Genomic DNA, 25,137 nt, shown 5'->3' with positions numbered 1-25,137 from the left:
CCCATGACGATGATCAACGCCTACGACAGCGCTCGGGCGGACGCCCTGAGCCAAGCCGACCGCGCCCTGATCGACCGCCGTGCCAAGGCGCTCGGCCCCGCTTACCGACTATTCTATGACCAGCCGCTGCACATCCAGCGCAGCGAGGGCATTTGGCTCTGGGACAAGGACGGGCGCAAATACCTTGATGCCTATAACAACGTCGCCTCGGTCGGCCATTGCCACCCCCGCGTGGTCGAAGCCATCACCCAGCAGTTGGGCGTGTTGAACACCCACACCCGCTATCTACATGAAAATGTCGTGGCTTACGCCGAACGGCTGCTGGCCACGATGCCCGAAGCACTCGGCCATGTGATGTTCACCTGCACCGGGTCCGAGGCGAATGACATCGCCCTGCGCATCGCTCGCAGCTATACCCGGCGCGAAGGGGTCATCGTCACCCGCCTTGCCTATCATGGGCTGACCGAGGCGGTGGCGGAACTGTCCCCTTCCTTAGGCGATTTCACCCCGCGCAGCCCGCGCATTCGGCTGATCGACGCGCCCGACACGCTGCGTATCCCGGCTGCAGAACAAGGCGCTAAACTCGCCGCTGATCTGGCCCGAGCGATTGCCGAGATGCGCGCCGATGGGATCGAACCTGCGGCCTTTATCGTCGATACGATCTTCTCCAGCGATGGTTTGCACCCCGACCCAGCGGGATTCTTGCAACCGGCGGTCGAACTGATCCGCGCCGAAGGTGGGCTTTTCATCGCGGACGAGGTGCAAGCCGGTTTTGCCCGCACAGGGGATGCCTTCTGGGGGTTTCAGCGGCATGGGTTGGTGCCCGATTTGGTTACCATGGGCAAACCGATGGGCAATGGCTTCCCCCTTTCCGGCACCGCGATGCGGCCGGAACTGGTGAAGGAATTTGGTGAGAAGGCACGCTATTTCAATACCTTCGGTGGCAACCCGGTGGCCGCTGCGGCAGGCATGGCGGTGCTCGACGTGATCGCGGATGAGGGATTGCAGAACAATTCCGCAAAGGTCGGCGGTTTCCTGAAAGACGGTCTGCAAGAGATCGCCACGCGCTATCCTGAGATCGGTGATGTACGCGGCGCGGGGCTGTTTCTGGCGGTCGAATGCGTCACCTCGCGCGAGACCAACGCGCCTGACGCTGCTCGGGCAAAGTTTGTCGTCAATCATCTGCGGGAGAATGGCGTTTTGATCAGCGCCACAGGACCGGGCGCGAATATCCTGAAAATCCGCCCGCCGCTTGTGTTACAGCAGGCAGAGGCGCAGGTGTTTCTTGATGCGGTAGAGGTCGCCCTTGCCGCTGCTGGGGCCGAAGGCATTTAGCGCCAAACAGCCTGCGCCCTCACCGCCTCTCGCGCAATTCCCGCTCCCGCTCTCGGGCATTGGTGAGCCATTCGGGGCCCATCTGCGGCATGGAAGCCAAGAGGCGCTTTGTATAATCCTGCTACGGCGCGCCAAAGATATCCGCCTGTCTTGTTCGACGACGCGGCCATTTTTCCGCAAGATCACCTTAATGGCAGTCGCCTCAACCGTGGCCAGATCACGGGTGATGACGATGAAGGTCGGCTTCAACATGGGCTGCAAACGGACCAATAAGCGCAGTTTGTTTTGGGCTACCTGATTAAATCCTTCCGCACCCATCAATCCAACGCCCGCGCGGGTGGCCGAGGACAAGCACTCATCAATGTTGACACCACTACAGGCTTAGGAGCAATCCCCCAAGCCTGTAGCGAACTGTTAAATAATGCTTTTCCCATCGCGGCGCGCTTTGCGCCACTCCTTCCAGAAAGCACGCAACAAGAAGAACAGCACAGCCGCCACGATAACCGGAAAAATTAGTACATAGATCGTCAGAAAAGTCGGAGACATGGGTCTTCCTTTCGTTAAGCGGTAGGTGTGGCGTTGTCGAAATTGCTGGTCTCAGCACTGATGCGGTCGAAATCGAACCTTTCGCGTCCGGTCCACGACAGGGCCACGCAAAGGATCATGCTCACGGCATAGGCCAATAGCGACGCGGTTAGCACGGGATACTGATGCAAAAAGCCAATCCCGAAGGGCAATACCGCAAGCGCGGCGATCAACCCGGCAGCGATACCCGCGGTCCGACCAAGAAAGCCAAAGATCATAAGTCCCGCAATCACGCCGACGCCGACGACGGCCAGAAAGTCAGTTACAAATGCTGTCGCCCCCTCCAGCGCGATCCAACCAAAACGTACGGGGAAGAAGGCAGCCAGCGCCGCGATGACTGAGATCGAGAAGGCTCGGTTGGTGACCTTATCCCAGTAAAAGCTCGCGATCACCGGGAACACCAATGCCCCCCAGATCGCACCAACCAGTACCAACAGCTCCAGAATGTTGAACTTGCTGGATGCAAAGAACAGTGCTGCAACCGTCGCCGCGATCATGGTAATCCGCCCCACCAGCAGCAGAAGCCGCGGACTTGCATTGCCGTTCTTGGCGATGTTGCGCCCATAGATATCCGTCATCATGATCGAAGACATCGCCGCCAGATCCGAGTCCGCGGTTGAGGCAAGTGAGCCAATCACCATGACAAAGAAAACGCACAGTAGGATTGGACCCAGATACATCGACGCGAGCTGTGGGATGAGGTTGTTGGTATCGCCGTCCATCGGCTCTACCCCGAGGTAAAGCGCCAGCACACCAAGGATACCGACACCGATCACAGTCGCCCCATATCCGATTGTCGCGGTCACAAAGGTTTGGCGAATTTTGTCTTCGCGCACGGCAAAAAGGCGCTGCGCGATGGTCTGGTTGCCGATGGCATAGGCCAACACCGCTGCGATATAGGGCGCGCCTTGGTTAAAGAAGGCGTCGGAGGAAAAGAAGCTTTGTTGCGATGCCGTAAGGTTGACCGCACCGGCTGAGAAAATCTCAGGCCCGCCTGCGGCGAAAAACACTGCGGGAACGATGATAACTACGGCACCCAGCATGGCGCAGACTTGAATAAAATCGGTCAGGATCGACGCGCGCACCCCAGACCACAGCGTATAAAGCAGCACCCCGGTGCCGATCATCAAAATGCCTGCGCTAAACGAAACAGGCGAGAGCATCGAGATTAGCGCACCACCTGCGATGAAGTTGGACGTAAGGCTCAACAGGCTGCCCAGCAAATTGGACCCCGCAAGGATCAACTGGCTGGATCGCCCGTGACGCGCGTGCAGGATTTCGGCCAGCGTATGCGCGTTCGGCGCGATGCTGCGAATACGGCGTCCGAATGGGTATATAAAAAGGATCATCAGCGCGCCCCAGAGGCCATAGTGAATTGGCCCGGAGATGCCGTAGGTGTAGCCCGACGTGGCCGAGGCATAAAGCGACGCGGCCCAGATCCAAGTGGCGGTCATAGAGGCCGCAGAGATGCCAAAACCGACCTCGTTCCCCGCTGTCATATAGTTGTCAGCGTTCTCACGCTTGCGCCCGATGCTGAGCGACAAAAGAAACGTACCCCCAAAGAAAAAGAAGATCAGTAAAAGTATAAGCGGTGTTCCGAGGGTGTTCAGTTCCATAAGTCCTTGCCATGTTGTTGTCGCAAGCGGTCACTGGCGTTGCCGAGCACGACATCGCTTGATCAATTGCCACAGACCGCGGCTTGTTCGGGGTCGGCGCTTTGGGCACCTTCATGTCGCCCAGGTGGCGGCACGATACGCGCAGAATGCTGCGCTGACCTCAGCCTCTGTCGGGCGAGATCGGGTGCGTGTTAACGTGAATACATTGGAGATACAAATCGGTTAACCTACGGCATATACCGGAGAATTTTTCAGCATGAGCCGTGCGGGGCTTGTTGCCTGCCGCGAACCTACGATTTGCATTGCTGTTTAGGTCATGGTTCTTAGCTAGCAAATTACGGTACCGTCGGGTGTGATGGCACGCAAAAATACCTTCAGGCACCTGTCCTAACAGGCTGCGCCCCAACGCCAACTTATAGACTACCGACCATAATTTTTCATCCGTTCGCGGCTGGGTGATCTGGCAAAACTGGACCCATGGCAGAACCAAATCTGTCAGTGCGTAGAACCACACGCGGCTAAAGGCCAGCCTTTTTGGGAGGAGATAAAAAGACTGGCCTGGTGCTTTGGCCTACTCTGGGAGGAGCGAGGGCCAGCACGTTACGTATGCCCTGACGCGTAGCATTGGCGTCATTGGCAAATTTCTTCCCCGTCAATCAGCCGCGTGATCATCCGTCATGAGTTTTAGCGCGTATTGCGGGATGTCGGATCGCGTGATGCCAAGAGATTTCAACTGATCGTCCCTTAGCTCTACCAACGTCGACAGCAGCCGTGCCATTTGGAACGCTTGAACAACCCCCACCGCTTTGGCGATTAACCAGACTGCACAGGCGACAATCAAGGATGCCACGGCCTGCGCCTGTCCGTGCAGGAATGCCTTCAGGCGCACGGTGCGGGGCGCGGATGCGTCTATATGATAACTAGCAGTCATGGGCGGCCTCCATAGCCAATCGTTTGATGCTGCAGCGCGGAATTCCAAGATCACCAAGTCCGCGATCAGATACCCGGGCGAGTTCGGCATAGGTGCTGCGGTAACATTTGCGCCGGGCGTGGGATTTCTTGAGCGCGTCGTACCTTTGCCTAAAGTTTAGTCGCCAAGCGCCCATTTTGCCGTGAAGCGGATTAGATTTAAGCATTGTTGTCATGGTTCAAGTTCCCATCTTGCTGCGGCGCAGTATTTGTGCCGCACTGCAGAATTAAGCGCATTTGGTAGCGCTCTCAATTTAGCAAATCGGCATAGGCACCATGCCATTTGGGAACAGGACGACAGCGACATGGATATCTCCGCACAAATGCTGATCTTCGCGGCCGTCGTGGATCACGGCAGTATTTCAGCAGCCGCCCGTGCCATGGGGCAAACGCCTTCGGCGGTCAGCAAACAGATTGGCCTGCTTGAAAACCAAGTTCACTACCGCTTGCTGAACCGGTCCAGAACCGGTGTGTCAACGACGCAGGAGGGCCAAGCCCTCTATGAAAAATGCCATGCGATGGAAGAGAAATTTAGAGAGGCCGAAGCGCTTATTCAGAGCCTTGACGGGTCGCCACGCGGCAAGCTCAAGATTGTCTCCAGCGTCGCCTTTGGCAAATCCCAACTGCTGCCCATGTTGCCAAAGTTCTTGGAGACATTCCCAGAAATCCAAGTGTCATTGGACCTGACCGACCGGGATGTCGACGTGGAGAGCGATGGGTTTGATGTCGCCCTCGGATTTGCCGAACAGTGGCGGAACCCTGATATGATTGTCCGGCGCATCATGCAAAGCCGTCGCGTTCTTTGTGCGTCTCCTGCCTATCTAAAACGTTGCGGTACGCCGGTCACTTTCGACGCACTTGCCGAACACAATTGCCTGCAGATTTCTGGTAACCGAGGGCGCAATGCCTGGAACACGGCAGAAGGTTTGGGGGCAAAGGGGCTGTTTGAAGCCAAGGGTAATTTTGAAGGCAACAGCACGGATGTGATATTTCGCGCAGCGCTCGCCGGCATCGGTATCGCGCGCCTTCCTTGCTATATGACCGATCCCAAATTTGCCGCGGGGGAATTGATCCACGTTTTGCCGGAGTACTCGCTTCCGAATACGGATATCGCCATCATGTTCGCAGATACCCGCAACCTTGCACCAAAAACCCGGGCATTTATTGACTTCACGGTCAGCTATTTTCGCGCAGGACAGAGCAAGGGTGACAGCCCCGTATCGCGAGAAACGCGCCGTCTGGCCGCGCCTGTATCAGAGTATTGATCGACGCGCGCCCATTGCGGCAAGGGCACAATTTCAGCGCGCCGCTTTCAGGCGGGTTGCACATTAGGTAGCCCCGACGGGACTTGCGACGTCTCAGCCCGCCCGGCGCGCCCTTAAAGAACAAGCGTCTGGAATAACCGACCCAACTGGAGAATACCCCTTCACTGCGAGCGTGGTCGGAGCGAAGGGGAATCCTCCGCGGGTGTTTAGGTCGACAGCCGGTTCGAGATGCGCAGTGACGGCTCTCAGGTTGCAGAAGGCAGCGTGCCGATCATGACCGAGCGGTCGTTCAGTGCTAAAAGTCTTACCCTCAAAGCTGACCGCCCATTTTGTGGTCGGCGCAGTCGTCCTCAGCACCGGCGCGCGGCGTCGGCACTTGGCACTTGGCACTTGGCACTTGGCACTTGGCGGCAGAGGAATTTTAGCCAAGCTGATGGACAAGCGGCGGCCCGTTCATTCCCCTTCGGTTTAGCATGGTCTACAACAGCAAATGATTGACAGTTCCAGCTGCAAACCGCACCACCTGTGTATGAGAGTTTGGTTCTTCATTACCGCGCTGGTCTGGGCGCAGGCGGCATGGTCCGAGCCGCCGGACCGTCAGTGTTCCAGCACCAAGTGGGGGCAATCCCATTGTATCCGTAGCGCCCATTTCGTTTACGATACTTGCAATGCCATCGCTGTGTTCTCCGAACGCCACGGACTGAACACCGACTTTTTCGCACGCCTGATTTGGCAGGAAAGCCGGTTTGATCCTAATGCGCTAAGCCAGGCGAATGCCCGTGGTATCGCACAGTTCATCCCCTCAACTGCCGCTCTGCGCGGTCTTAATGATCCCTATAACGCCGCTGACGCGCTGGAACATTCCGCGCAGTATCTGGCCGAAATGTCGCGCCGTTATGGCAACGAAGGGCTGGCTGCAATCGGCTACAACGGCGGCGAGCGACGGGTCGAAGGCTTTTTGCAAGGGGGCGGCTTGGCTGGTGAGACAATCGCTTACGTCCCCATCATCACAGGGTCCTACGCCGAAATATGGCGCGATGCACCGCCAAAGAACCCAGACTTCCGCCTGTCCAAAACCGAAGACTTTCTGCCCGCCTGTTACGCCATGGGCAAGGGCCGCCGCCTGACCCCGCTGAAACTGCCGGAACCGCCGCTGAAACCTTGGGGCGTGCAGATCGCCTTCGGCAAATCAAAGACGCTGGCGCAGGCCGCCTATGCGCGGCGCGTGGCGATGTGCCCCTCTACCCTCGCGGGCGAGAGGGCAGATTACATCAAGGTCAAACACCGTGCCAGCGGGCAAAAGGGTTTCGTTATGGCCCGTGTCGGGCGCAACAGCCGCGCAGCGGCGGATAAGCTTTGCACAACAGTGCGGGCTTCGGGCTGCCCTTGCGCCGTCTACGCCAATAAATAGAAATGCCCGCTGTTTCCGCTGTGCGCTGAATGGACGACGCGACGCTTTGATGCCGTGCACGCAGATTTCCAAATCAGGGGGCATGCAGCCCTTTGAAACCTCTAGGACCTCCGACCAAATTATTGAGAGGCATGAAGGAAGCGGGCGATCTGCCTCCGCAGATTGGCTGGAATTACCCGTACAATTAACGCCGCAGAAAGAAATGCGGCCAGTGCGAATGCCCAAGCGATGGCCCAAACCGGCCCGTCAGCCATCACCTCAACAGCGAAAGCAAAAATGAAAGCCACGAGGCTGGAAACCGACGCAATCAGGGAGGACGCCAAACCTGCAAGGTTGCCAAGGGGTCTCATCGCCAAAGCGTTCAGGTTTCCAAACAAAAGGCCAAGAGCGAAGAACCCCAGCCAGCCGAAGCCCAGAAAAATCCCGAACGTTGGGTGGCCATTGGTGAGTGCGGCTGCAGCCAACAACAAGGTTCCCGAAAGGGCGAGCAATGCCAGACCCATCAGAACCGGAGCCTCCATCCCCGTGCGCCCTACAAACCGGCTGTTGAGAAGAAGTGCCGCCCCCGTGCCCGTGGCGAAGAGTGCAAAGAACGCGGGCATCAATGTCGAAACGCCGTAAACCGCAGTGAACAGCTCTGCCGCCACTGCAAAATAGGTAAGCTGCGCGCCGAAAATCAGTCCGGTTGCGATGATGACCGGCGTCACATCAGAACGCGCGAGCACGGCCCGAGTGTTCGTTACAAGTGCGCGAAACTGAAGAGGGACCCGATTTTCGACCGGGAGCGTTTCAGGGTGACGCAGCCAAAGCCAAGCACCGAGCCCCACCGCCATCACCAGATAGGCCCAAAACACACCGCGCCAGCCACTCGTGGCTGCAATTGCGGCCCCGATGGCGGGCGCGACCATCGGGATGAAAATCAGCAAGGTAAAGATTACGGACATAACCTGCGCCATATCGGTTCCGGCATATCTATCGCGGATCATCGCGCGCGTTCCGATCTTCGGCCCAGCAACGCCAACCCCTTGCACGAAACGCCCCAATACGACCGCTTCGTAGGTGTCGGCTGTCCCTGCCAAGATCGTGGCAAAAGCGAAGATAACAAGCCCTGCGATCACAGCGGGGCGCCGTCCTGTTGCGTCTATGATCGGGCCGATCAAAAGCTCTCCGAGCGCCATCCCAAGCACGAAAACAGTAACAATCTGCCCGCCGGAATAAGGAGGTATCAATGCGAAATCGGCTTCGATCATCGGCATCGCGGGCAGCACCCCGTCGATGGCCAATGCGGTCATCGCCGTCAGCGCGACATATAGGGCAAAGCGCTCAGTCCTGTGCAACGGTTTGTCCCAAAATCGTTCTTTTAAATAATATCAGCCTCAGCTTAGCGGCTTTGGGGCGAGGCTGCAGCATCCGTTTTTGTTGGCTAGGGGTCGTACCTCGACTGGTACGCCTGCAGCTCAGCAGCGAATGACGCGACAAGCGCTTGGTCTGCGGGACTTTTCGCATCTCCCGTCTTTAATGCATGTGCGATGATCCGCGCTTCAGAACCTCCCATCACCACACACACACATCTCATTTGGGGGGCAGGTATTCCGCCCTCAGCAACCGCTTGTGCAGTTTTCCCGTCTCCGTCCGGGGTAAACTGCTGCGAAACTCGATACTGCGTGGGCATTTAATCGACGACAGCCTTGATCGGCAAAATTCAAATAAGACTTCACGCAATGCGTCTGACGCTTCGGTTTTGGGGATAAGCTGCACAACCGCATGGACCGCTTCTCCGAAGTCCTCGTGGGGAATGCCAATCACTGCCGCATCAAGAACGGCTGGATGGTTCAATAAAGCGTCTTCGGTTTCTTGCGGATAAACGTTTACGCCACCGGAGATAATCATAAATGATTTTCTGTCGGTTAGATAAAGATAGCCCTGTGCGTCGACCCTGCCGATGTCCCCCAAGGTCGTCCAGCCTTTCTGATTGGTGGCGCGCCGGGTCTTTTCGGGATCTTTATGATAGGCAAACTGGTGGCCGTTCTCAAAGAATATCTCGCCTTCCTCCCCGGCAGGAAGCTCTTCTCCCGCCTCGTTGCAAATGTGGATGACCCCCAGTTTTGCCCGACCCACTGAGCCGGGATGGTCCCGCCATTCGCCGCTGGTGATGGCAGTAAAGCCATTGTTCTCAGTGCCTGCATAATACTCGTGAATGATATCACCCCACCAAGCCAGCATCTCGCGCTTTGTCTCAACCGGACAGGGCGCAGCAGCATGGACGGCCATTTCCATCGACGATAGGTCGTATTTCCGGCGCGTCTCTTCTGGCAGCTTGAGCAACCGCACAAACATTGTCGGCACCCATTGGCTGTGGGTAATCCGGTATTGTTGGGTAAAGCGCAGTGCCAATTCGGCGTCGAAGCGATCCATGATGACGGCAGTGCCCCCCGCTTTGATCGTCACCATCGAATGGCGCAACGGGGCTGCGTGATAAAGCGGCGCGGTCGAAAGATAACGGGCCTGCGGGCCGTAGCCGAAAAGAGTGGTCAGCAAGTCGACCAGCATCGTTCGTGTGCCAATCGGCGCGGGTTCAAGCTCCCATTTGATCCCCTTGGGACGTCCCGTCGTGCCCGATGAATAGAGCATATCAAGCCCCTGCGCCTCATCCGGGATCGGGGTTTCGGGCACGTCCGCGATGGCCGCGTCCCAACTGCAAAGCCAGGGGTCGTCCGTGCCAACCACCATGAAATCGCATGCGTCGCCAAGATTTGCACGCAGCGCCGGGACCAGCCCGGAATAGCGTCCACTGGTGATCAGCAGCCGCGCATCACAGTCGCCAAGAATATAGGCTACCTCGTCCGGCCCTAGATGGGTGCTGATGGTGGTATAATACACCCCTGCCCGGTCGGCGGCGAAACAGATCTCCAGCATTTCCCGCCGGTTTTCCATAAGGATGGCCAAATGCATCCCCGCTTTGATCCCCATCCTCCGCAGCACATGCGCGCCTTGATTGGCCCGAGCTTCGAGCGTTCCAAAGCTGACGCTTTCACCAGTTGCGGCCATGACGAAGGCTGCCTTATCCGCCGGATGATGGCGAGGCTGCCAAGAAGTATCAATGTGAGACATGTTAGAACTCGATTAGGGTTTTGCCAAAGTGACCGCCGGCGCGCAGATGCGTTAGCGCCTCTTTCAGCTGCTCGAACTTAAAGGTCTCGCCCAGAACGGGACGCATTTCATGCTGGGCCATGGCGCGCAGCATCGCTTCGAACCCGTCGCGGTGGCCCACAGTGACCCCTTGGAGACGGACCTGCCGGGCAACAATCGGGCCCAGCGAGGCTTCGATGTTCAGACCCGATAGCACACCGATCATCGACAATGTGCCGCCCGGCCGCACGGCCCGCAAAGACAGGGGCAGCGTTTTCGCCCCGCCCAATTCGATGATGTTGTCATAGCCACCGCGGTCGGCGGTGATGGGCCGACTGGCGCGTGCCCAGTCTTCTTCGCTGCGGTAATTGATCGTCGCGTCGGCGCCCATTTCAGAGACTTTCGCGAGTTTGTCGTCGCTGGAGGAAATCACCGTGACATGCGCCCCCTGCATCTTGGCAAAGGCCAAGGCGAAGAGCGCAACACTGCCTGTGCCTTGGACCAGCAACTTGTCCCCGGCGCGGGTCTGGCCGTGGGTGACCACCGCGCTCCATGCCGTGACCGCGGCACAGGGCAAGGTCGCGGCCTCGGCGTCGGTCAAGTAGTCGGGGACTTTCACCACCCCTTCCGCAGACAGGCAGATGCGGTCGGCCATGACACCGTCGAGTGGCCCCCCGAGGGCCGAGGAAAACCGCTCAGGCGTGGGCGTACCGCCGGTCCAATTCTGAAAATACGTTGGGCAAACCCGATCGCCGATAGCCACACGGGTCACGCCCGCGCCGATTTCGACCACCTCGCCCACACCGTCGGATACGGGGATCAGGGGCAATTCACCTGTCGCACGGCCATAGCCCCGTTCAGGCACGATAAGATCACGCGAGTTGAGCGACGCCATCCGCATCTCAACAATGACCTGCCCTGGTCCGCACCTTGGCTCATCGCGCTCGGTCAAACTGAGGTTGTCGAATCCCCAGTCGCCTTCAATTTGGAATACACGCATGGTTCAGGTCTCCTTTCGGGCGGTCAAACGTGCCACCCTATCTTTGAGGATATTTGTCGCCCCATCGGTGAAGCCCGCGATCTGCGCGGCGGCGATGTGGCGGGTAAAGGGGTGCTCCGGGCGCAAACCTTCGGCCCCCATCAGTTGCAAAAGCCTTGGAAGATGAGTCTGCGCACAGCTAACCGAACCGATCTTGGCCTCGGCAGCCGCAAGCTGGGCATCCGCGCCTTGTGTCACCTTTTCGACAGCCTGCCGCGTGGCAGTGCGGGCCTGCATTAGAGCGGTCTGTGCCGCCTCGAACTCTGTCTGCCAGCGCGGAATGGCGTTCAGCGGCTTACCGAAGCTGCAACGTTCAGCGCCATAGGCCGCAGCGCTATCGAGTGCCGCTTGCATCATGCCGTCGCACATTGCGGCGACATAGGTCCGCGCGACATTGATCTCTTGCAGGATCGCTTTGAAAGCCGTGCCGGGTGCAGCGAGCATGGCTTCAAGTGGCAGTTTGACCCCCGAAAGGTGAAATCCTCCGGTGCCCAGACTGGTCTGCGCAAAGGCACTGTCGATGGCATAGCGGGTGACACCCGGCGCATTCAGATCAACGAGGAAGGCTGCGATGCCACTGCTGTCGCCCACCTCTGCGCATTGGGCATAAACGATCGAAAGCCCCGCCTGCCGCCCGTTGATGATCCATGCTTTTTCGCCTTCCAACTCCCAGCCGCCCGCAACCTGCCGCGCGGTGGTTCGGATGGCGGCGAAATCGCTGCCGGTACCGCGCTCGGTCAAAGCAGTGCAGGCATGCATCCGGCCAGAAAGCAAAGCGGGCAAATACCGTGCGGCGGCGGCATCCTGTCCCGCTTCACAGAGCCTCAGGGCGATGTTGTGGGTGTTGACCAGGGACATCGCAAAACCGAAATCCGCTCCGGCCAACACCTCCAAGGCTGCAGCGCGGGTGGCAAAGCCGAAGCCCTTGCCCCCCTTTTCCTCAGGCACCTCGACGCCCAGAAGGCCTAAAGCGGCGGCCTCTCGGTAAAGTGCGGGGTCCGGCGCGGCCCCTATGGACCATGCGGCGGCCTCCGGGGCCACACGGCCCCTGGCGAAGTGCGTGACCTGATCCAGAAAGGCTTGGCTCATGTCCGGCCCCGACGTTTTTCCATCAGATCACGGGCGATACCGGCGATGCCGCGCGGCATGAAGATCGTCGCCAGCACCAGCACCAGTCCGTAGAGGATCAGCCGGAAACTATCGGCAAAGCGCAGATATTCGGGCAGGAAAACCACGAAGAACGCGCCGATGATTGGCCCGGCAATGGTGCCCGACCCGCCAATGATTACCGCGAGGATCGCATCAAGCGACTGCGCAATACCGAAGATCTCCGGATTGATGAAGCTTTGGTAATGCGCATAGATCGCCCCGGCGAGTCCTGCGAACATCGCGGAGGTCACGAAGGCGAAGAGCTTGTACTTCCAAGCCGCGATGCCCACCGCGCCGACGAGATCCTCGTTCTGACGGATCGCCACAAGGATCTGCCCAATCCGCGAACGAACGATCAATGCCGCCAACCCCGTCATCAGTGCCGCGATGATCAATACGAAGTAGTAATACGTCTCCCGGTCGCGCCAATTGAACAGCGCATCCTTACCGCCGGGCTTCGGGATACCGGTGATGCCAGCCTCGCCTTGGGTCAGCTCGTGGAAGTTCATCAAGACGATAAAGATCACCATGTTGAACGCCAGCGTGACGATGGCAAAGTAGTGCCCTTTGACCCGCAGGCTGGGATAGCCCGTCAGCAGCGCGAAGAAGGCAGTAACGAAGGGCGCGAGGATGATCGTTAGCCAGACCGGCAGATCAAAGTGCATGCCCATCAGCGCCGTCGAATAGGCCCCAATCCCCATGAACCCGGCCTGCACGATGGAAACATAGCCGGTGTAGCCTTGGATCAGGTTTTGCCCTTGCGCTGCGATGACCCAGATCAGGGCCAGCACGCTCAGGTGAATGTAGTATTTCACGGAGATCAGCTGCGGCAGCAACACGAAGCCAATCAATGCCAGACCGTAAAGGATGAAGGTACGATTGCGAGCCATTATGCTTTCCCCATCAGGCCTTGAGGCCGGAACAACAGAACGCTGATCATCACGACGAATGCGATCACGTCCTTATAAGCGGATGAAATGAAACCAGCGGCGAGCGCCTCGGTGATGCCGAGCACGAGGCCACCCACCACGGCGCCGGGGATCGAGCCCAGACCGCCCAGAATGAGCACGGCAAAGCCCTTGACCACCAGCCCCTCACCGATGCCCGGCGCAATCGCAAAGAGCGACCCCACCATGACCCCGGCACAGACACCAAGCGCTGTGGAGATCGCGAAGACCACCAGTGGGATGGTTTTTACGTTAACCCCCATAAGGATCGCGGCGTCGCGGTTCTCGGCCACGGCGCGGATCGCTTGGCCTGTTTTTGTCTTTTCCACAAAGACCGTCATCGCGGCAATCAAAAGCGCGGCAGCAAGGATCACGTAGAGCCGAAGCTCGGGTATGGTGACGCCGCCTATATTAAACACGCGGGAGAAGTCGGTTGGGATAACCACTTGTTCATGCCCGAAAAGCTCAAGGTTGATCCCCTCGACCATCATTGTCAGGCCAAGTGCCACAATAAAGGCGTTGATATGATTGGCATCTCGTACCGGGCGATAGGCCAGCAGTTCGATCAGCACGCCAAGCACGAGGCCAACCAAAAGCGCGATCAGGATCGCCAGCAGCAAAGGGATGCCCCAACTGGTGACGAAAAAGAATGTCAGATAGCCCCCGAACATAGAGACTGATCCATGGGCAAAATGCGCAATGCCGAGGATACCGAATACCGTGGTCAGCCCCAGTGCGATCAGCACATAGACACCCCCGATGGCGATGCCGTTAATAATCTGTTGAAATACCTCAACCATGCCGCACCCTGCGAATTAAAGGAGATAAAAGAATGGGGCGCAGGAAACCTGCCCACGCCCCGCCCGGGGAGGGATTAGTCGTCCAACGTGCTCAGGAAAGCCGAGTACGCGGCGGCGTCAGACGGCAGGTCTTGCACAAAGACCCAGTTGCCGCCCTGCCATTGAAAGGCGCCGTTGGAAGTATAGGCCTGCCCGTTTTCATCGAACATTTTGTCATTGACGGGCAGGTATTGCATGACAACCTCATCCGGCACCGCAATTTCGCGCAGCGCTTCGGCAACGGCCTCGGTGTCCTCTACGGTGCCGGCGGCCTCAATGGCATCCTTCAGCGCATAGGTCTGGTCATAGGAGTATGGTGAGCTTGGCGACGGCGCGATGCCGAACTCCTCGGTATAGTTCGCGTGGTAAGCTTTCCCGTTTTCGGATGCGGAGAGCAGCGTCAGCTCGGTCGGGCGCAGGTCCCAGACGCCTTCCATCTGCTCGGAAGTGGCCACGCGGGTGAACTGATCTTCACTACCGGACGTGAAGCCATAGCGCGGCACGTCGATGCCCAGTTCGACCGCCTGACGATAGATAAAGGCCGCCGGTTCCACATAGCCGACCACGAGGATCGCGTCAGGCTCTTGGCCGCGAATTTTGGTCAACTGCGGAGACATATCGCGGTCTTTCAGGCCAAAGGCCTCGCGGCTGACGATCTCTCCGCCCGCTTTTTCCAGTTCCTTTTCAAAGGCGTCGACGTAGCTGGCGTAGAACCCTACATCGAGCGCACCCAACACGGCGACGCGTTTGTGGCCCTTTTCGGCGACAAAGGTACCAGCCGCCGCACCAGTATAATCTGCTGGCGGACGCGTGCGTGTGAGGTTCGGGATTTCACGGGTCGTGATCGAACGCTCAGCCGCATTGCCCACCAGCATCACTGCATCTTCATATTCGATGAAAGAGGCCACCGCCCCGGTCGCTCCCGAGCAGCAGAAACCAAGAATATACTTAACGCCGTCTCGGTCGATCAGCTTGCGCACGGCATTAGAGGCCTCGGTTGGGTTGGCCTTGTCGTCATAGGCGATGACGTTGAGCATGTAGTTGTCTTCGCCGACCTTGATCCCGCCGCTGGCGTTGATCTCTTTCGCGGCCAGTTTCACCGCATTGGTCTGCGGCAGCCCGTAAACGGCCCCGCCCCCGGTCAGCGCGTCGCTGACCCCGATGTCCAGTGTCTTTTCTTCGGCCCATGCGGCACCCGCCGTCATGGCCATTGCAGCGGTAAATGCTGTCAGTCTCATGTTCTGTCTCCTCCCAGAAACGTTTGGTATCAGTGGCCCAGATACGCCTTTGCGACATCTGGATGTGATTGCAGCTCTGCGCCCGTCCCGCTCAGCACGATCTCTCCGGCTTCGAAAAGATAGGCCCGATCCGCAAGGCGCAGCGCCATGGCCGAATTCTGTTCGACCAACAGGATGGTTTTCCCCATCTCTTTGACCCTCGCGATGGTCTCCCCCACCTCCGCGACGATTTTCGGGGCAAGCCCCAACGATGGTTCATCAAAGATGCACAGCTTGGGCCGCGCCATCAGCGCCCGGCCAATCGCCAACATCTCTTGCTCCCCACCCGACAACGTGCCCGCCGCTTGGCCAGCGCGGTCGCGCAGGATAGGAAACATGTCCATCATTTCTTCAACATCGGCTGCCTGCTCCGCGTCCTTGCGGGGATAGGCTCCCATCTTGAGGTTCTGCAGCGTTGTCATCTGCGGAAAGACCTGACGCCCTTCGGGGCACATGGTGATCCCCGCCTTAACGATGGAGTGGCCGCTTTGATTGGTGATATCTTGGCCCTCGAACTCGATGGTTCCCGCCTTGGCCGGAACCAGCCCGCAGATCGCCTTGAGTGTGGAGGACTTGCCCGCGCCATTCGCGCCGATCAGAGCCACGCATTCGCCTTGGTTCACCTGCAAGTCGATGCCGTGGATGACTTCGATCGCGCCGTAGCTGACGTGGAGGTTGGATACGTTCAACATGTCAGGCCGCCTCGCCGAGATATGCGTCGATGACGACGGGATTGTTGCGGATTTCCTCGGGCGTGCCCTCGGCGATTTTCTGGCCAAAGTTCAGCACAACGATCCGATCGCAGACCTCCATGATCAGCGCCATGTGGTGTTCAATCACCAGCACAGATGTGCCCAGATCGCGGATCTTCTTGATCAGGTCGCTTAGGGTCTTGCGCTCGTGTGAGACAAGCCCGGCTGCCGGTTCATCCAGCAAGATCACCTTGGGATTTGAGGCCAGCGCCGTGGCGATCATCAAGAACCGTTGCTGCGCCGAACTGATGGTGCCGACGCGATGATCCTGTACTGGTGTCAAGTCGGTGATCTCAAGAATTCGGTCGACGCGGTTGGCCAGTTCCTTTTCCTCGCTCGACTTCCGGCCGATACCAAATACGGACGACAGCGGATGTGAAGTGCGGGTCACGTTGCATCCCAGCACAACATGGTCGCGTACGGTGAATTCTGTGAAGGTACTGGCCGTCTGGAAAGTCCGCGACAGGCCACGCGCCACACGATCATATTCCGGAAGATTGTCGATCTTGGCGCCGCCCAAGGTAATCGCGCCGGATGTGATGGGAAACAACCCCGCCAGACTGTTGACCGTGGTCGATTTTCCAGAGCCGTTCGGCCCAATCAGGCCGAGGATCTGCGCCTCGTTCACATCAAAGGACAGGTCTCGGATCGCATGCACGCCGCCAAACGACTTGCACAAAGATTCGACCCTTAAAACAGGTGTCGCCATAGTAAATTCCCCTCCCCGCTCCTCCTGCGGTTTGAGGAGCGTAGCGAGGTGACGCGGCTCAGGGCAAATTCAAAGATTTTTCTTTATTATCGAAAAATTAGATGATTAGCTGAACCGAGAATACCAGCGACTTGGAAACACCCCCAATGAGAATGATCCGGAATATCAAATCAGTTCAGGTATTTAGCCTTGCCGCCGAGACGGGGAACGTCACCCGCGCGGCCCAGCTTTTGAACATCAGCCAAAGCTCTGTAAGCTATCATATCAAAAAATTGGAATCTGACCTCGGCTACCAACTTTTTCACCGTAGCAAGCAAGGACTGTCTCTTACCGAAGAGGGCATTGATCTTGCGCGGCACGTCGCGAAAGGGTTGGAGATGATTCAGATTGGGATAGACCGCGTACAGACACAAGCAGGGACGATCCGTATCGCACTCCTGCCGATGTTTTCCAGCCGATGGCTCTCGGCGCAACTTGGGAGCCTGATTGAACAGTATCCTGATATGCGGCTGTCGATGCACAACCACAATAACAACTACGCCTACATGCCCGACCCCGGAAATTTCGCAGACGTCGGAATTCAGTGGGGGACTGGCGGTTGGAAAGGTTTTGAGGTTCATCGACTTTGGCCAGAAAGATTGACGCTGGTTTGCAGCCCTGCATATCTTGAAAACCATTCCGTCAAGACACCAACAGACGTAACCCGCTGCACCTTGCTGCATGTCGACGATACCGGCATGTGGGAGGAATGGTTTGCCCTGAACAAGGTGACGCTTGAGCGAAACCAGCCGCAAATGATGTTAGAAGACCGTCACTTCCAGCTCAGTTCGACCATCAATGGATTGGGCATATCGCTCTTCGCATCTTGGGTCGTGCAAGAGGAGTTGCAAAGCGGGGCGTTGGTCAGCCCTTTTAACTGCAGCTTTGACACCTCATATGCATATCACCTGATTTTGCCGCCGTTGAAGGATACATCTTACGCTGTACGACAGTTTCGTGATTGGCTCCTTCAGAGCGGATCGATGGCAGAAAACCCCCATGCCACAGCGCCAGAGGATAGGCCGTAAGCCGGCAGATGTTTGACCAGGGCCGCATAAATGTCAGCCACTTTTGCCCTTTAGCTTTGGGAGGGTTCGGGAAAATTCATTCTGTCACTGACCCTCGACACGCAATATCCCGGCGAGGGTGAAATTGTATTTGAAGATTGGGCGCGCGCACTTTGAGGTTGGGTTAAATAGGTGCCAGATTGCCCGGGGTTTCTGGATCAGCCGAGACCGTGCCGCCGACATGTTGGCGTATCTTAAGTCGCTCGGATCACACCGTACTGCGCCGATCTCGGGGTTCCCGTACTCGATCTTTACACAGATTTGGTTGACTATTGGATGATCAGCTTACCTTCTGCACTGCCTGCTCAACTGCGTTCATTGCAACCAAAGATTGAACAGATACTGACCATAGCAATCGCAGAGCGTTCCCCTAAGAGGGTAGCGGGCATCCGCGCGACCGAGTAGCGTAGCGCTTAGAAAAGAACGGTGAAGACTATATGGCACTAGCAGAAACAGCAGGGCTGGCCCCCGTCTTGGCATTTGCTCTTGTGGGCGCTCTGGGTGTGGGGAGCCAATGGTTGGCGTGGCGTCTGCGGATGCCATCGATTGTGCTGATGCTGCTTGCCGGGCTGATTGTTGGCCCGGTGTTGGGCATTCTCAACCCGGCAGAACAATTCGGGGATATGTTGGGGCCGGTAATTGCCATTGCGGTGGCCATCATCCTTTTCGAAGGCGGGATTACCCTGAATTTTCACACGCTGCGCGACGCTGCGACCGGCGTCAAACGGCTGGTGGTTTTAGGAGCGCCGCTTGGCTGGCTCGCCTCCGCCTTGACGCTGCATTTCGTCGCCGGGTTAAGTTGGGCCACGTCGGCGGTGTTTGGCGGGATCATGATTGTCACGGGCCCAACGGTCATCGCGCCTTTGTTGCGGCAAGCCAAATTACAAAAACGCCCCGCTGCCCTGCTGCAATGGGAGGCTATCGTCAACGATCCGGTTGGCGCATTAGCGGCCGTGCTGGCGTTCCAAGTGGTGATGGTGCTTGAAACCGCCAGTTCCGCTGGCGGGGCGGCACAGGAATTGGCCATTGGCATTGCTGTGGCAACGCTGCTTGGCATTGCGGGCGGCTGGGGCATCGCCCGCGCCTTCCGTCTGGCCTATGTGCCTGAATATATGAAGGTTCCGGTGCTTTTCGTCGTCCTGCTCGCGGTCTTTGCCCTGGCGGACTTCGTGTTGCACGAATCTGGTTTGCTTGCGGTCACGATTATGGGCATTTGGATCGCCAATGCACATTTGCCCAGCTATACAGAGTTGCGGCGTTTCAAAGAACAGGCGACGGTCCTTCTTGTCTCGGGCGTCTTCATCCTTCTCGCCGCCAATATGAGCTGGGCCGCGCTACGGTCGTTGGACATGACCGCTCTTCTATTTGTGCTTGCGGTAATCTTGATTGCCCGGCCTTTGCCGGTGCTTATCGCCTTAGCCTTTTCTGACGTGCCGTGGCGCGAGCGCCTTTTGGTTGCATTTACCGGCCCCCGCGGCGTGGTGTTGGTTGCGGTTGCGGGGCTGTTCGGCGAGCGGCTGGTTGAGATCGGGATCACCGATGCTGCCAGCATTGCCCCCCTCGCCTTTGCGCTTGTTGCGGCAACGGTCGTTCTGCACGGATTCACACTGACACCCTTGGCACGGCTGCTTGGGCTTACCGCGTCCGCAAGTCCGGGCGTTATCATCTTGGGCGGATCTCGCTGGTCTGTCGCCTTGGCTGAAGCGCTCAAGAAAATGGATTTGCAGGTGATCATTGCTGATCCAAACCATGCCCATCTGCGCAGTGCACGAGATGCCGGAGTGCAGACGTTCTTTGGCGATATTCTGTCAAAAGAAGCCGAAGAACGGCTCGACCTGGTGGCCTATGACAAGATCATCTGTGCCACCGACAACGACGCCTATAACACACTCGTCGCCACTGATTTGGCACCAGAATTCGGTCGGGAGAACGTCTTTCAGTTGAAACGTGTTCGAGAGTCCAGCGCGCGCCACGCTTTGCCAGCCACATTGGGCGGTCAAGCGATTGGCGGGGACAAGACCTATTTTGAAGCCAATGCGCTTATTTCCGACGGATGGGAATTTCGTGTGACCGGATTATCGGAAGAGTTCACCCTAGAACAATGGCGCGTGAAGAACCCCGAAGCGATCCCAATTGCCGAACTTGAAAAGGGCGGCGAACCACGTTTCTTGCGGCCGGACTCCGCGCCGAGAAATTCCACCGATGTAGAGCTTCTATCGCTATCGCCACCCAAACCGGTGCAACGTGAAAGCTGACCCGGCGCTTTTTATGAGAGCAATATCAGTCGGCTCTATTCACCCAAGCCCACGCGCTCTCAGCCGCGAAATCCGGCTGCGCAAAATCGGACAAGATGGTCAACTTGCGTGCTCTCTGCACCGCTAGCCGCACCCAAGGAAATCATCCGATTTTGCGACGTCAGCAGCGAGAGCATGGCCGAGACCGAATAAACAAAGCCTTCCACAGTTTGCTGTCTCGACCGCTCGGGTAACAGCTCACTGATTGCGGTGATGAAGACCTCGACCACCGGGTCGAAACACTCCTTAGACACATCCACCCAACGAACATCGACCGACACATAGGCCACGAGCCGCGCATAATCGCGCCAGCGCGGGTCTTTTGCAGACAGGTCAAAAAACGGTCGGATGAAAGCGCCGAGGACGCATTCTAGGGACGGGTCGCCTTCGGAGAGGACGCGCTCAAGCGCCTCGAGCCGTTTGGTCGACAGGGTTTCGGCCCGGCGCGCAACGGTTCGCTGAAACAAGAGCGCTTTGCCGCCGCCATGGTGGTGAATCGTTCCAACAGGCTCACCAGCTTCCGTGGCTATTTCGCGGATTGTGGCCCCGTCGAATCCTTTCTTGGCAAACACCTTTTCGGCGGCGTCGAAAACGCGCAGTCGCGTCGCCAGCGCCCGCGCGGACAAGGCTCTCTTTCGTTTTGATTCAGGGGGTTGCGATACCGTCATGAATAAACCTTGCCTTAGATTGAACGTTTGTTCAAGCTACTCAACAACAAGGGAGGACGCGATGGGAGACGCGCAGGGACGGCTTGCCCTAATCGGGGCGGGGCCGATGGGATTGGCCACAGCAAAGTTATTGGTCGAACATGCGGTGCCTTTTCAGGGGTTTGAGCTTAATTCGGACGTGGGCGGCCTGTGGGACATCGATGCCCCTCGCTCGACCATGTATGAGACCGCGCATCTGATTTCTTCCAAGAAGATGACAGAGTTCGCGGACTTCCCGATGCGAGAGGACGTGGCCGAATACCCCTCCCACCGTGAGATGCGGCGGTATTTTCAGGATTTCGCGGCCCATTTCGACCTCAATAAGCACTATCACTTTGGCGCCGAGGTGGTTTCTTGCACCCCTTTGGGCGGCCCTGATGACGGCTGGCGGATTGTATGGCGCAACGATGCGGGAGAGCACGTCGAGGACTTCGCTGGATTGCTGATCGCAAACGGCACCCTGGCTGAGCCCAACATGCCGACCTTTAAGGGCACCTTTACCGGTGAGATGATCCATTCTTCCGACTACCGCCGCCCAACCCAATTCTCTGGGAAACGCGTGCTGGTCATCGGCGCGGGCAATTCCGGCTGCGATATTGCTGTTGATGCGATCCACCACGGCGCGTCTTGCGACCTGTCCATGCGGCGGGGGTACTATTTCGTCCCGAAATACGTCTTTGGCAAACCGGCGGATACGATGGGCGGCGCGATCAAACTGCCCATGACGCTTAAGCGGATTGTAGATGGTACGATCCTTAAGTGGTTTGTGGGTGATCCACAAAAATACGGCTTTCCAAAGCCTGACTACAAACTTTACGAAAGCCACCCGGTCGTGAATTCACTGGTTCTTTATCACGCAGGGCACGGCGATCTAAGCATCCGCCCCGACATTGACCGGTTTGACGGCAAGACCGTGCATTTCAAAGACGGGACGCAGACGGATTACAATATGATCCTCGCCGCGACAGGCTACAAGCTCGACTACCCGTTTATCGAAGACACGCTGCTCAACTGGCAGGGTAACGCACCGCATCTCTACCTCAATTGCATGCACCCTGAACGCGACGACATTTTTGTGCTGGGCATGGTCGAGGCGTCTGGCCTTGGCTGGCAAGGGCGGCATGAACAGGCCGAGATGGTCGTGCGCTATATCAAGGGGCTGCGCGAGGGATCAGAAGATGCACGCCAGCTGCAGCAGACCAAAGCGCAGGGCTATGAGCGCGAAACCGGGGGCATGAGTTATATCGACCTGCCCCGAATGGCCTATTACGTCGACAAAGCAACCTACCGCAAAGCTGTGACCCGTTGGATCGACAAACTCAGGGGGCGACAGGCATGATTGACGAGGCCGTACTCGACTTCTCTGCCGGATCGCTGACACTGCTCAACGCCATCCTCGCGATTGTGATGTTTTCTATCGCGATTGATCTCAAGCCGCGGGATTTCAAGGTCTTGGCGCGCGCGCCCAAACCGCTGATTGTTGGTCTAGGCGCACAGTTCATCGTGCTGCCGGTGCTGACTTTCCTGCTGGTGTTAGTGGCCCAACCACAGGCCTCTGTCGCTTTGGGTCTGATCCTTGTAGGGGCCTGTCCGGGAGGCAATATCTCAAACTTCATCACCCACCGCGCGGGGGGAAATGCCGCGCTTTCGGTGTCGATGACTGCTTTTGCCACCGTCGGCGCGATCATCATGACACCGATCAATATCGCCTTTTGGGGAAGCCTTTACGCACCTTCGGCAGCCATTCTGCGGGAGACGTCGATTGATCCGGTTAGCATTGCAATAACGATCAGCCTGATGCTGATCCTGCCGCTGATCCTTGGTGTGACATTGAACACGCGCCGCCCGGACATCGCGACAAAAATACGCCGGCCTCTGCAATGGCTGTCGATGGGCATTTTCATCGCCTTTATCGGTCTTGCGCTTGCGGCCAACTGGGGATTGTTCCTTGCCTACGCTGGCAGCATCGCGGGGCTTGTCGTCGTTCACAATGCCTTGGCTCTGACCGGCGGCAATCTGACCGCGGCACTCTTCGGCCTATCCCCGTTTGACCGCCGGGCAATCACAATTGAAACCGGCATTCAGAATTCAGGTCTGGGGCTGGTTCTTATCTTTGGCTTTTTTGGCGGACTTGGCGGCATGGCCATCGTCGCGGCATTCTGGGGCGTCTGGCATGCGATTTCCGGCCTTGTGCTTGCCAGTTTTATGTCCCGCACCAAGGCATCGGCATGACGCGGATGTTGATCACCGGCGGCGCGGGAATGGTGGGCCGCGCGCTGGCAGAGGCCTTGCAGGGCGGTGATATCATCGTAACAGACCTCGCGCGCGGAGGCTTGCCCGACCACCTGCCCTTCGCGCGGATGGACGTGACAGAGAATGATCCTGATCGGATTATCGGACAGCAGCGCCCTGAAGTCGTGGTGCATCTCGCGTCCATCGTGACCCCGCCACCGGGCATGAGCCCCGCGGAGGCATTCGCCGTTGATGTGACGGGCACGCGTAATGTGCTTGCCGCCTGCCTAAAGCACGGAGTCAAACGCCTTGTCGTGACCAGTTCAGGCGCGGCCTATGGGTATCATGCCGACAACCCCGTCCCGCTGACCGAAGACCAACCCTGTCGCGGCAATCCAGAGTTTGCCTATGCAGACCACAAGCGACAGGTCGAAGAGATGTTGGCGCAAGCGCGCGCGTGCCATCCCGAATTGGAACAGGTGGTCTTGCGCGTTGGCACAGTCCTCGGTGCCGGGACGGACAATCAGATCACATCCCTGTTCCGCCGCAAGCGGCTGCTAGCGATCAAGGGCTGCGACAGCCCCTTTGTGTTCATCTGGACGCAAGACCTTGCCCGGATTGTCGAACGTGCGGCGACAGAGGGACCAACTGGCATATACAACGTGGCCGGGGATGGCTGGCTCTCGGTCGACGCGCTGGCCGCAACCTTGGGCAAACCCATCTTACGCCTACCGGCTTGGGTGCTAAAGGCGGCCCTTGGGGTGGCAAGGCCTTTGGGCCTGTCACAATACGGGCCTGAGCAGGTACGCTTTTTGCAGTACCGCCCTGTGCTCAACAACAACCGGCTGAAACAGGTGTTCGGCTATACCCCTGAACTGAGTTCCGCCGACGTATTCGACCTGTGGCGGCGGGAAGCAGGGCTATGAAAACCGCTGTCATCTCAGGGGGAAACGGTGGATTGGGCCGGGCCTTGGCCGATGAGCTTGAGGCAGAGGGCTGGCATTGTGTGCTGATGGATGTGAGCATCACGGGCCTGCAGGCCACGGCGCGCCGCACGCCTATTAAAGTGGACCTTACTGATACTGGCGCGCTGCACGCCGCGGCGGCAGACATCACTGCCACGCGCCCCTCCATCGACATGGTGATCTACAACGCCGGTGTGACGCAGATCGCCCCGTTCGGGGAAACGACCGCAGACAGTCACCGCCGGGTGTTCGAGATCAACTATTTCGCCGCCGTTGAGATGGCCCGCGCTTTTCTGCACCCGCTCCGGCAAAGCCGTGGCACGCATCTGGCAATCTCATCTGTTGCTGGTTTTTCGCCGCTCTATGGCCGCACCGCTTATGCCGCGTCGAAACACGCGTTACAGGGCTTTTTCACGACCCTGCGGTCCGAAGAGCGCGCGTTCGGGGTTCGCTGTCTGATCGCAGCCCCAAGCTTTGTCGCAACAAATGTGGGCCGGGCTGAACGGGGCGACGACGCAATCATGCGCCCCGGTGCTGCAGCGGACAGCATGGATCAAATGACCCCTGAGGATGCAGCCAAGATAATCCTGCAAGGGGCATTGAAGGGGCGTGCTTTTATACCGGTGGGCCGCGTCGCGCGTTTGGCGGCATTGCTCGTTCGCCTATCGCCCTCACTTTACGAGTGGGTCATGGGCCGCAATATGCACGCCCGAGAGCCGACAAAATGATGCGCTCGTCGTAGATTTCGCCCCCTAACTTTTCTTAGCCGCGCACCCATCTCAGCCAACACTTTCCCCCGATGGCCCCGCCC

Annotated in this window: 22 protein-coding genes; 9 read left to right on the top strand and 13 right to left on the bottom strand. The window is 58.1% G+C overall.

Annotation, left to right across the window (positions count from 1 at the left end; genetic code table 11):
- Nucleotides 1-3 precede the first annotated feature (3 nt).
- Nucleotides 4-1,335, top strand: coding sequence for an aspartate aminotransferase family protein (locus tag WNY61_RS06845; RefSeq protein ID WP_342850727.1), 1,332 nt, complete (start codon nt 4-6; stop codon nt 1,333-1,335).
- 414 nt (nt 1,336-1,749) lie between these two features.
- Here the strand turns inward: WNY61_RS06845 and WNY61_RS06840 are convergent, their stop codons facing one another.
- From WNY61_RS06840 to WNY61_RS06830, 3 genes are all read right to left on the bottom strand, one after another.
- Nucleotides 1,750-1,881 (bottom strand): putative transporter small subunit, encoded by a 132-nt coding sequence (locus WNY61_RS06840; RefSeq protein WP_342850726.1) that lies wholly within the window; start codon nt 1,879-1,881, stop codon nt 1,750-1,752.
- Between the two features lie 14 nt (nt 1,882-1,895).
- Nucleotides 1,896-3,536 carry a sodium:proline symporter gene (locus WNY61_RS06835; RefSeq protein ID WP_342850725.1) on the bottom strand — a complete coding sequence of 547 codons (1,641 nt, stop codon included), beginning with the start codon at nt 3,534-3,536 and terminating at the stop codon, nt 1,896-1,898.
- Nucleotides 3,537-4,188: 652 nt separating this feature from the next.
- Nucleotides 4,189-4,467 (bottom strand): hypothetical protein, encoded by a 279-nt coding sequence (locus WNY61_RS06830; protein ID WP_342850723.1) that lies wholly within the window; start codon nt 4,465-4,467, stop codon nt 4,189-4,191.
- Between the two features lie 247 nt (nt 4,468-4,714).
- Between WNY61_RS06830 and WNY61_RS06825 the strand changes: the two genes are divergently transcribed.
- Complete coding sequence (locus WNY61_RS06825) at nt 4,715-5,770, top strand: LysR family transcriptional regulator (RefSeq protein ID WP_342850721.1); 1,056 nt, start codon at nt 4,715-4,717, stop codon at nt 5,768-5,770.
- 490 nt (nt 5,771-6,260) lie between these two features.
- Nucleotides 6,261-7,181 carry a lytic transglycosylase domain-containing protein gene (locus tag WNY61_RS06820; protein WP_342850720.1) on the top strand — a complete coding sequence of 307 codons (921 nt, stop codon included), beginning with the start codon at nt 6,261-6,263 and terminating at the stop codon, nt 7,179-7,181.
- A 119-nt stretch (nt 7,182-7,300) separates the two neighbouring features.
- Here WNY61_RS06820 and WNY61_RS06815 read toward each other — a convergent pair whose 3' ends face one another.
- The 9 genes from WNY61_RS06815 to WNY61_RS06775 form a co-directional block, all read right to left on the bottom strand.
- Nucleotides 7,301-8,518 (bottom strand): MFS transporter, encoded by a 1,218-nt coding sequence (locus tag WNY61_RS06815; RefSeq protein WP_342850719.1) that lies wholly within the window; start codon nt 8,516-8,518, stop codon nt 7,301-7,303.
- A 235-nt stretch (nt 8,519-8,753) separates the two neighbouring features.
- Nucleotides 8,754-10,292 (bottom strand): acyl-CoA synthetase, encoded by a 1,539-nt coding sequence (locus tag WNY61_RS06810; protein ID WP_342850718.1) that lies wholly within the window; start codon nt 10,290-10,292, stop codon nt 8,754-8,756.
- A 1-nt stretch (nt 10,293) separates the two neighbouring features.
- A complete protein-coding gene (locus WNY61_RS06805; RefSeq protein ID WP_342850717.1) occupies nt 10,294-11,310 on the bottom strand; it encodes an NAD(P)-dependent alcohol dehydrogenase in 1,017 nt (338 codons plus the stop codon).
- Between the two features lie 3 nt (nt 11,311-11,313).
- A complete protein-coding gene (locus WNY61_RS06800) occupies nt 11,314-12,438 on the bottom strand; it encodes an acyl-CoA dehydrogenase family protein (RefSeq protein WP_342850716.1) in 1,125 nt (374 codons plus the stop codon).
- Nucleotides 12,435-13,388 (bottom strand): branched-chain amino acid ABC transporter permease, encoded by a 954-nt coding sequence (locus tag WNY61_RS06795; RefSeq protein ID WP_342850715.1) that lies wholly within the window; start codon nt 13,386-13,388, stop codon nt 12,435-12,437. The genes WNY61_RS06800 and WNY61_RS06795 overlap by 4 nt, the downstream gene beginning before the upstream one ends.
- Nucleotides 13,388-14,245, bottom strand: a complete 858-nt coding sequence (locus WNY61_RS06790) for a branched-chain amino acid ABC transporter permease (protein ID WP_342850714.1) — start codon at nt 14,243-14,245, stop codon at nt 13,388-13,390. Before WNY61_RS06790 ends, WNY61_RS06795 begins: the two co-directional genes overlap by 1 nt.
- Before the next feature lie 74 nt (nt 14,246-14,319).
- Nucleotides 14,320-15,522, bottom strand: a complete 1,203-nt coding sequence (locus WNY61_RS06785) for an ABC transporter substrate-binding protein (protein WP_342850713.1) — start codon at nt 15,520-15,522, stop codon at nt 14,320-14,322.
- A 29-nt stretch (nt 15,523-15,551) separates the two neighbouring features.
- Complete coding sequence (locus WNY61_RS06780) at nt 15,552-16,253, bottom strand: ABC transporter ATP-binding protein (protein ID WP_342850712.1); 702 nt, start codon at nt 16,251-16,253, stop codon at nt 15,552-15,554.
- A gap of 1 nt (nt 16,254) precedes the next feature.
- On the bottom strand, nt 16,255-16,992 hold the full coding sequence (locus WNY61_RS06775; protein WP_342850711.1) for an ABC transporter ATP-binding protein: 738 nt from the start codon (nt 16,990-16,992) through the stop codon (nt 16,255-16,257).
- Between the two features lie 161 nt (nt 16,993-17,153).
- On the opposite strand from WNY61_RS06775, the gene WNY61_RS06770 reads away from it, so the two are divergent.
- Entirely contained in the window at nt 17,154-18,089 is a 936-nt protein-coding gene (locus tag WNY61_RS06770) for a LysR substrate-binding domain-containing protein (protein ID WP_342850710.1), read from the top strand.
- Nucleotides 18,090-18,565: 476 nt separating this feature from the next.
- Nucleotides 18,566-20,383, top strand: coding sequence for a sodium:proton antiporter (locus WNY61_RS06765; protein ID WP_342850708.1), 1,818 nt, complete (start codon nt 18,566-18,568; stop codon nt 20,381-20,383).
- Between the two features lie 59 nt (nt 20,384-20,442).
- Here the strand turns inward: WNY61_RS06765 and WNY61_RS06760 are convergent, their stop codons facing one another.
- Nucleotides 20,443-21,048 carry a TetR/AcrR family transcriptional regulator gene (locus tag WNY61_RS06760; protein ID WP_342850707.1) on the bottom strand — a complete coding sequence of 202 codons (606 nt, stop codon included), beginning with the start codon at nt 21,046-21,048 and terminating at the stop codon, nt 20,443-20,445.
- A 103-nt stretch (nt 21,049-21,151) separates the two neighbouring features.
- On the opposite strand from WNY61_RS06760, the gene WNY61_RS06755 reads away from it, so the two are divergent.
- Genes WNY61_RS06755 through WNY61_RS06740 form a run of 4 tightly spaced genes read left to right on the top strand, consistent with a single transcriptional unit; the run spans nt 21,152 to nt 25,054 of the window.
- Nucleotides 21,152-22,468 (top strand): NAD(P)-binding domain-containing protein, encoded by a 1,317-nt coding sequence (locus tag WNY61_RS06755; RefSeq protein WP_342850706.1) that lies wholly within the window; start codon nt 21,152-21,154, stop codon nt 22,466-22,468.
- Nucleotides 22,465-23,361, top strand: coding sequence for a bile acid:sodium symporter family protein (locus WNY61_RS06750; protein ID WP_342850705.1), 897 nt, complete (start codon nt 22,465-22,467; stop codon nt 23,359-23,361). Before WNY61_RS06755 ends, WNY61_RS06750 begins: the two co-directional genes overlap by 4 nt.
- Nucleotides 23,358-24,287, top strand: coding sequence for an SDR family oxidoreductase (locus WNY61_RS06745; RefSeq protein WP_342850704.1), 930 nt, complete (start codon nt 23,358-23,360; stop codon nt 24,285-24,287). The genes WNY61_RS06750 and WNY61_RS06745 overlap by 4 nt, the downstream gene beginning before the upstream one ends.
- Nucleotides 24,284-25,054 carry an SDR family NAD(P)-dependent oxidoreductase gene (locus tag WNY61_RS06740; RefSeq protein ID WP_342850703.1) on the top strand — a complete coding sequence of 257 codons (771 nt, stop codon included), beginning with the start codon at nt 24,284-24,286 and terminating at the stop codon, nt 25,052-25,054. Before WNY61_RS06745 ends, WNY61_RS06740 begins: the two co-directional genes overlap by 4 nt.
- Nucleotides 25,055-25,137 lie beyond the last annotated feature (83 nt).

The sequence above is a fragment of the Sulfitobacter sp. AS92 genome, assembly GCF_038900015.1.
Lineage (GTDB): Bacteria > Pseudomonadota > Alphaproteobacteria > Rhodobacterales > Rhodobacteraceae > Sulfitobacter.
Note: the sequence above shows the minus strand (reverse complement) of the source record. Positions and strands in the feature narration are given on the sequence as shown.